The following is an 8,605-nucleotide window of genomic DNA, read 5'->3' on the forward strand; positions in this document are numbered from 1 at the left end:
CAGCTACCCGGCGAGGCGGGTCGAAGAGCTGTAGAAAAGCATCCCCCCGCGCCGCCTGCGGCCCGTGCTGAGCTTGGCGAACGGCGGTTCCATAGCCTGCTGGCCTGAAGCCACTTCACGCAGCAGAAGGGATGTTGACCCAGGACACCGTGGAACCGGCTTTGCCGGGCCACCAGTGCCGCCCCCTCAGAGAGGTAACGCCGAAGGCGGCGCGGGGGGAGATTCATACCCTCCACCGCCAGGCGTGTGGATTTCGAACACGTCGCCAGCCTGCATATCCACTTGACCGATGTGCGCCACGGCTTCTGTCTGGCCGTTGCTGCGCACCACGCGGTTGATGCCGGGTGCGCCCGCCTGGCCACCGGCCATACCAAAGGCGGGGTAGATGCGGCCGTTGGACAGGATGCTGGCGGTCATGGGTTCCAGGAACATGACGCGGCGCACGCCGCCGTCACCGCCCGCCCACCGCCCGGCACCACCAGAACCTTTGCGGATCGCGTAGCCGAGCAGGCGCACCGGAAAGCGGAACTCCAGAATCTCCGGATCGGTGAGGCGCGAGTTGGTCATGTGGGTTTGCACCACGCTGGTTCCGGGAAAGCCACTCACCAACTCGCCGCGCTCGCCGAACAAGCCGCCCGCACCGCTGCCACCCGAAATGGTTTCGTAGTACTGGTGGGTCTGGTTGCCGAAGGTGAAGTTGTTCATGGTCGGCTGCGACCCGGCCATCACACCGAGCGCGCCCATCAAGGCGTTGGTGATGCAGGTGGAGGTCTCGACGTTGCCCGCCACCACCGACGCGGGCGGGTGCGGGTTGAGCATGGAACCGGGCGGGATGACGACCTTGAGCGGTTTGAGGCATCCCGCGTTGAGCGGAATGTCGTCGTCCACCAGCGAGCGAAACGCATACAGCACCGCCGCCATGCACACCGCCGTGGGTGCGTTGAAGTTGTTGGTCTGTTGCGCGCTGGTACCGGTGAAGTCGATCTCGGCGCTGCGCTCGGTGGCGTTGACCCGCACCGCCACCTGGATCTGCGCACCGTTGTCGAGCGGGAGCGTGAACTCGCCGTTCTTCAAGCGGGTGATCACGCGCCGCACCGATTCTTCGGCGTTGTCCTGGACGTGGCCCATGTAGGCCTGCACCACGTCCAGACCGAACAGGTCAACCATCTTGCCCAGTTCCTGCACGCCCTTGTGATTGGCCGCGATCTGCGCCTTGAGGTCGGCCAGGTTCTGCTGGGGATTGCGCGAGGGGTAGACTTTTGCCCCGGCGCTTCCTGCCCCTGCGACTTCGCCGCTCTTCCCTGGCGAAGATTCCACCGCGCCATGGCCACTGAGCAGCGCCACCATCTCGGCTTCGCGCAAGACGCCCGCATCCACCAGTTTGAAGTTGTTGATCTGCACGCCCTCTTCTTCGATCCGCGTCGAGAACGGTGGCATGGAGCCCGGCGTGGTGCCGCCCACATCGGCGTGGTGGCCGCGCGAACCCACATAAAAATCGGGCCGCTCCGCCGTACCCAGATACACCGGGGTGATGACGGTGATGTCGGGCAAGTGGGTACCGCCGTGGTAGGGGTCGTTCAACACATACACGTCGCCGCGCTGCATGCTGGACGCGTTTTCGCGGATCACCGTTTTGATGCTCTCGCCCATGCTGCCCAGGTGCACCGGCATGTGGGGCGCGTTGGCGATCAAGTGGCCCTGGGCGTCGAACAGCGCGCAGCTGAAATCGAGCCGCTCTTTGATGTTGACCGAGTACGCGGTGTTCTGCAGCTGCAAACCCATTTGCTCGGCGATGTTCATGAACAGGTTGTTGAACACCTCCAGCAACACCGGGTCGGCCGTGGTGCCCGCTGCGTACGTCGCCACGCGCGCGCTGGTGCGCTCCAACACCAGGTGATCGAGCGCGGTGAGGCTGGCCTGCCAGCCCGGCTCGATCACCGTGGTGGCATTTTTCTCGGCAATGATCGCCGGCCCCGGCACCAGGTCGCCTGCGCGCATGTCTTCGCGCACCACCAGCGCGGCGTCGAACCAGGCGCCACCCGAATACAGGCGCACGGTTTCGCGCCGGGGCACTTCGCGCACCGGGTGCAACACCTGCACAGGCTCGGCCGGTGCGTCGCCCGGCAACACCGCCTCGACCGATACCGCCTCCACCACCAGGCCCTTGCCCTGCATCAGGAACGCGAAGCGCTGCCGATAGGCGGCCTCGAAGCCCTGCCGAATGACCGTGATCGCATCGTCGGCGCGACCCGACCCCAGCGGATACGCCACCACCAGGGCGGCGTCGCTGCCCTCGTAGCGCACGTGCACCCGGCGGTGCATGGCCATGGCGCCGGCGTCCGCCACCTGCCGCAGCAGCTCGGTCCGTGCAGCTTCAGCCAGGCGCTGCAAAGCCGCATCGATCTCGGGCACCGCATCGGCCTGCAGGGGCAGCTCCACCGCTTGTTCACGGATCACGTTCTGGTCGGCCAAGCCCATGCCGTAGGCGCTGAGCACGCCGGCCAGGGGGTGCACCAGCACCCGCGTCATGCCCAGGGCATCGGCCACCAGGCAGGCGTGTTGCCCGCCGGCCCCGCCAAAACATTGCAAGGTGTAGCGCGTCACGTCGTAACCCCGGGCCACCGAGATTTTTTTGATCGCATTCGCCATTTGCTGCACCGCGATCTGCACAAAGCCTTCGGCCACCGCTTCGGGCGTGCGGCCCACCTGTTGTGCCAGCGCATGGAACTGCTCGCGCACCGCTTCGGCGTCCAGCGGCTGGTTGGCCGCGTGGCCGAACACGCTGGGGAAATGGCGCGGCTGGATCTTGCCCAGCATCACGTTGGCGTCGGTCACGGCCAAGGGCCCACCTCGCCGGTAGCTGGCCGGACCCGGATTCGCGCCCGCACTCTCGGGGCCGACGCGAAAGCGCGCACCGTCGTAAGACAACACCGAGCCGCCGCCTGCCGCTACGGTGTGGATGCTCATCATGGGTGCGCGCATGCGCACACCGGCCACCTGGGTTTCGAACTCGCGCTCAAACTCGCCCGCGTAATGCGACACATCGGTCGACGTGCCCCCCATGTCGAAACCGATCACCTTGGCACGACCGCTCAAGGCCGAGGACGAACCGGCAAACGCCAGCTCCGCCGTGCGCGCCATGCCCACGATGCCACCGGCGGGGCCGGACAGAATTGCGTCCTTGCCCTGGAACACCTGCGCATCGGTGAGGCCGCCGGAGGATTGCATGAAGAACAAGGGCACACCCGGCATTTCGGCCGAGACCTGGTCCACGTAGCGGCGCAAGATGGGTGAGAGGTAGGCGTCGACCACGGTGGTATCGCCCCGGCTCACGAACTTCATCATCGGGCTGGTTTCAAACGAGGTGCTCACCTGGGTGAAGCCCACTTCGCGCGCCAGCTTGGCGGCGGCGGCCTCGTGTGCGCTGTAGCGGTAACCGTGCATGAAGACGATGGCCACGCTGCGCAAACCGGCATCGAACGCGGCCCACAGGCGCTCGCGCAGATGCGCCTCGTCCAGCGCCTGCACCACGTCGCCGTGCGCACCCATGCGTTCTTGCGCTTCGATCACCCGGTTGTAGAGCAGCTCGGGCAAGACGATGTGGCGGTCAAACAGGCGCGGGCGGTTCTGGTAGCCGATGCGCAGCGCGTCGCGAAAGCCCTGCGTGGTCACCAGCAGCGTGGGCTCGCCCTTGCGTTCCAGCAAGGCGTTGGTGGCCACGGTGGTGCCCATCTTCACGCAGGCCACCCGCTCGGGCGTGACCGCTTCGCCTGGATGCAAATCCAGCAGGTGGCGGATACCGGCCACCGCCGCGTCTTTGTATTGCTCGGGGTTCTCCGACAACAGCTTGTGCGTGATCAGCGAACCATCGGGTCGCTTGGCCACCACATCGGTGAATGTGCCGCCCCGGTCGATCCAGAATTGCCAGCGCTTGGTGCTCAAAGGAGTTGGTGTGTCTTGCATATTGAATAACCCATAACAGTGTGGACGGGGCGCACGCCTGCGCTGGCCTTGTGGCCCGCAGCGAACGCGTTTTTAAAAGAAGGGTATTGCGTGCGCGGCGCGGGTCGGCCCACCCGGATTTGCACGCAGCAGCGCCGGTGCTACATCTGGCCCGGCAGCCACAGCACCACTTCGGGGAAAAAATAGATCAGCAGGATGGCGACCAACATCAGCAGAAACATGGGCGTCACGGTGCGTGCGATGTAGGTGATCTCGTGCTTGGTCAAGCCTTGCAACACGAACAGATTCAAGCCCACCGGCGGTGTGATTTGCGCGATCTCGACCACCAGCACCACGAAAACACCGAACCAGATCAAGTCCAGCCCAGCGGCCTGCACCGTGGGCAGCAGCACGCCAATGGTCAGCACCACCATGGAGATGCCGTCCAGAAAGCAGCCCAGCAACAAGAAAAATACCGTGAGCGACAACACCAGAGCCAAAGGCGACAGGTGCAGCGAACCCACAAACTCGGCCAAGTGGCGCGGCAAGCCGACAAAGCCCATGGCCAGTGTGAGAAAGGCGGCACCCGCCAGGATCAGGCCGATCATGCAGTACACCCGGCAGGCCGCAGCCACGCCCTCTTTGAAGGACGCCCAGCTCATGCTGCCCTCGACGGCGGCCAGTACCAGCGAACCCAGCACCCCGATCGCAGCGGCTTCGGTGGCGGTGGCCACACCGGAGTAGATGGACCCCAGCACCACGCCGATCAGCACCACCACCGGGATCAGGTGGCGCGCGGCGTAGATTTTCTGGCCCAGCCCCATGTCGGCATCGGCCGCCGGTACCTGGTCTTTGTGGAACAAGGCCCAGACCACGATGTAGCCCATGAACAGCGTGGCCAGCAGCAGACCCGGCAACACACCGCCGATGAACAGTTTGGCGATCGACACGTCGGCCGCCACACCGTACACGATCATGATGATGGAAGGCGGGATCAACAGCCCCAGTGTGGCCGCCCCCGCCAGCGTGCCCAAGGCCATGGACTCCGGATAACCACGGCGCTGGAGTTCGGGCAAAGAGATCTTGCCGATGGTGGCGCAGGTGGCCGCCGACGAACCCGAGACCGCCGCAAAAATGGTGCTGCCGATCACGTTCACGTGCAGCAACCGCCCCGGCAAGTGGTTGAACCAGGGCGCCAGGCCCTTGAACATGTTCGCCGACAGCTTGGTGCGGAACAGGATTTCACCCATCCACAGAAACAGGGGCAATGCGGTCAAGGTCCAGCTGGACGTGGAGCCCCAGATCGTGAGCACCATGCTGTCGCCCACGGGCCGCGAGCTCACGAACTCCATCGCCACCAGACCCACCGCCAACAAAGACATACCGATCCAGACGCCGGAGCCCAGGATCACGAACAGCAACACCACCAGGCCCAGGGCCAATACGATTTCCATGATGCGTCCTGGTGGAATTCATTCGGCCCGCGCGGCGTCTGGCGACACCGGGGCGAAAAAGGCGACACCGCGCAGCCGGGCCACCAGGGCATGCGCCATGGCCACCACAAAGCCGATGCAACCCAAAGCCATGCTCAGTTGCGGAATCCACAGCGGCGTGGCGTCGCCGGTGGCGGCCACGTCGTGGAAGCTGAACGAGAGCCAGACCAGGCGGCAGGCGAACCAGGCCAGGTACAGCGACAACAACAGGCCCACACCCAGGCTCCAGTACTCCAGCACCGCCTTGAGGCGTGGCCGGGCGTCCTGCAGCGCCAAGGTGACGCGGATGTGGTCGCCGCTCTTGAACGCCGATGGCAGGGCCAGAAAGAGCGCCGCCGCAATCGAATAACCGGCGTAGCCGTCCAGCCCCGAGATGGTCCAGCCGTCCACCAACCGGGTCGCGATGTTGAGCGTGATGGACAAGAGCGCCGCGACCAGCGACACGCAGGCCAGGACCAGCAGCGTTTTGTAAAAATTCTGGGCGAGCTTGTCCATGGACGACTCCAGCAAATGGGTTCGGAGATGTTGCAGAACAGGGGGTGGCCGGTCGACCACGCCCCCGCCCCGGGCGGGCACGCTTACTTGCGGTAGGCGTCGATGATGCTCTTGCCGTCGGCGCCGGCCGAGGCCAACCATTCCGCGGTCATGGTTTCGCCGATCGCCATCAAGGCCTTGCGCACGCTGTCCGATGGCTGGGCGATGGTCATGCCGTTGGCCGCCAGGATTTTGATCGAATCGCTGTCCACCTTTTCGCTGGCCTGCCAGCCGCGTTGCTCGGCGGCGGCAGCGGCTTTCAGCACCGCGTCTTGCGTGGCCTTGTCCAGTTCGTCAAACGCCTTCTGGCTCACGGCGGTCACGTTGCGCGGCAGCCAGCCGTTGACCGGGTAGAAGAATTTGGTCTGCTCGTACAGCTTGCCGTCGGCACCGCTGGCGCTGGAGGTCAGGAAGTTGTTCGCCGCCCCGGTGGCCAGGGCCTGGCCCAGTTCGGGCAGTTGGATCGTCACCGGTGAAGCACCCAACAACTGCGCGATCTTGGTGGTGGCCGGGTTGTAGGCGCGCATCTTGGTGCCTTTGAAATCGTCCGCGCTGTTGACGGGTTTGACCGAATACAGCGACTGGCCGGGCCACGGCACCGAGAACAACATCTTCACCCCCTGCCCGGCCAACACCTTGGCCTGCACCGGTTTGGCCGCTTCATACAGGCGCTTGGCGTCCGCGTAGCTGGTGGCCAGGAACGGGATCGAGTCCACGCCAAAAAGCGGGTTCTCGTTCGCCAAGCCAGAAATGATGAACTCGCCCGCTGGCGCCAGACCGCCCTGGATCGCGCGCTTGATTTCGGGCTGCTTGAACAGCGAGCCACCCGGGTGCAGCGTGATCTTGAGCTTGCCGCCGCTGAGCTTGTCCACCTCATCGGCAAACTGCTGCACGTTCTGGGTCTGGAAGGTATTGGCGCCGTAACCGGTGGGCAAGTCCCACTTGGTCTGGGCCTGAACGAGCCCGGACAGGGCCATGGCGGTTGCGCAAAACATGAGTTTTTTCATCGGGAGCTCCTGGTTAAAAACTGGCGAGTTGGTGGTTGAAAAGGTCGGTGATCAACATGGCACCCGGGGCGTGGGTGATGCAGAACTCGGGGCGCGCCTGCTGGATCGCGGCCTGCGGCGTGACACCACAGGCCCAGAACACCGGCAGTTCATCGGGCATCACGTCTACCGCGTCGCCGTAGTCGGGACGGCTGAGATCGGTGATACCAATCAGCGAAGGATCGCCTATGTGCAGCGGCGCACCGTGCACCTCGGAAAAGCGCGAGGTGATCTGGATCGCCCGGATCGCCGCAGCAGCGCGCATGGGCCGCATGGACACCACCACCGGCCCGCCAAACGGTCCTGCCGCTTCGGTCTGCAAGTTGCTGCGGTACATGGCGACGTTGCGCCCCTGTTCGATGTGGCGCAAGGGCAGGCCGTCGTCGAGCAAGGCCTGCTCGAACGAGAACGAACAACCGATCACGAAGCTCACCAGGTCGTCGCGCCACAGTGCGCTGATGTCGGTGGGCTCATCCACCAGTTCACCCCGGTGCCAGACCCGGTAACGCGGCACATCGGTGCAGATGTTGATGTCTTGCCCCAGCGAGGGCAGCATGTTCTGCCCCGGTTCCGACACCGCCAGCAGGGGGCAGGGTTTGCGGTTGCGCTGGCAGAAGCGCAAAAAATCACCGGCCTGGGCCTCCGGCAAGATCACCACATTGCCTTGCACGTGGTCCCGGGCCAGGCCGCTGGTGTGTGCGGTCCAAAGACCCTGGCGGATCTGCGCACGCACCTCGCCCAGTTCATGGACACCGTTTGGCGCCAGCACATGCCGCGTTGAATCAAGAACCGGAACCACAGCCACTCCTTCGGGTGAGCGCCGTCCAGAGGGACAAGCTGCTGTGCATTATTGGGTTGCAAATCCACAGGGTCAAACAAAAGTTTTTTTGCTTAGTTCATCGATTTTTTCGATGCTCGATTTCGACGACCCGATTCAATGACCCGAGCGTTTGGCCTTGCGCGTTCGCGGTTCGTCCAGTGTTTTGACAAAGGCCAGCGCAGAATCGACCAGAATGTTCACCGCCAGCGAAGAAGGGTCGGTGCGGTAGCTGGCGTGTATGGGCAGTGGCTGCAAAAGCGTGTCGCATGCCAGCGGTTTGAGATTGGGAAAGGTGAGCGGCCCTTGCACCGCCTGCAGCGGCAGCGTGGCCACGCCGAAGCCGCCTTGCACCAGTTGGGCCATGGCCGAGATGGAAGAAATCGTGTGCACCCGGCGCGGCTCCACCTGGGCTTGCCGAAACATGTCGATCAAGGTGACATGGGGCTGCGAACCGCGCTGGAAGGTCAGTATCTCCAGCTCGCCCAGCGCCGCCAGGGTGTAGCGGCGCTTGCGGTGCACGTGTGCGCTGCCGATGAACACCATCTCCATGGACGGCAACGCCTGGGTGCGCACGCCGTCGGCGGATGCAGGCATGGCGGCGAACACCAGGTCCAGCGTGCCCCGGTTGATCTGGTCCACCAGAATGGGGGTCGTGTCCACAGAGAGTTCGAGCTCCAGCGCCGGGTTTTCGCGGCGCAACTTCTCGATCCAGGGAATCAACCACGAATGCAGCACCGATTCAATGGCCCCGATGCGCAAAGACACCGCCA

General features: G+C 64.5%; 6 protein-coding genes. All 6 read right to left on the reverse strand.

The genetic code is table 11. From position 1 onward, the window contains the following. Positions 1-186 precede the first annotated feature (186 nt). On the reverse strand, positions 187-3,963 hold the full coding sequence (locus ABYB95_RS11800) for a hydantoinase B/oxoprolinase family protein (protein WP_372658733.1): 3,777 nt from the start codon (positions 3,961-3,963) through the stop codon (positions 187-189). Positions 3,964-4,103: 140 nt separating this feature from the next. Next, positions 4,104-5,396, reverse strand: coding sequence for a TRAP transporter large permease (locus tag ABYB95_RS11805; protein ID WP_372658735.1), 1,293 nt, complete (start codon positions 5,394-5,396; stop codon positions 4,104-4,106). An 18-nt stretch (positions 5,397-5,414) separates the two neighbouring features. Further along, positions 5,415-5,930, reverse strand: coding sequence for a TRAP transporter small permease (locus tag ABYB95_RS11810; RefSeq protein WP_372658737.1), 516 nt, complete (start codon positions 5,928-5,930; stop codon positions 5,415-5,417). 83 nt (positions 5,931-6,013) lie between these two features. Next, positions 6,014-6,976, reverse strand: a complete 963-nt coding sequence (locus tag ABYB95_RS11815; protein WP_372658739.1) for a TRAP transporter substrate-binding protein — start codon at positions 6,974-6,976, stop codon at positions 6,014-6,016. A 13-nt stretch (positions 6,977-6,989) separates the two neighbouring features. Next, positions 6,990-7,757: a putative hydro-lyase gene (locus tag ABYB95_RS11820; protein WP_372658743.1), complete on the reverse strand. Its 768-nt coding sequence runs from the start codon at positions 7,755-7,757 to the stop codon at positions 6,990-6,992. A 192-nt stretch (positions 7,758-7,949) separates the two neighbouring features. Beyond that, the coding region (locus ABYB95_RS11825; protein WP_372658741.1) for a LysR family transcriptional regulator substrate-binding protein at positions 7,950-8,605 on the reverse strand (656 nt) is incomplete at its 5' end.

The sequence above is a fragment of the Hydrogenophaga sp. genome (genome assembly GCF_041633695.1).
Taxonomy (GTDB): domain Bacteria; phylum Pseudomonadota; class Gammaproteobacteria; order Burkholderiales; family Burkholderiaceae_C; genus Hydrogenophaga.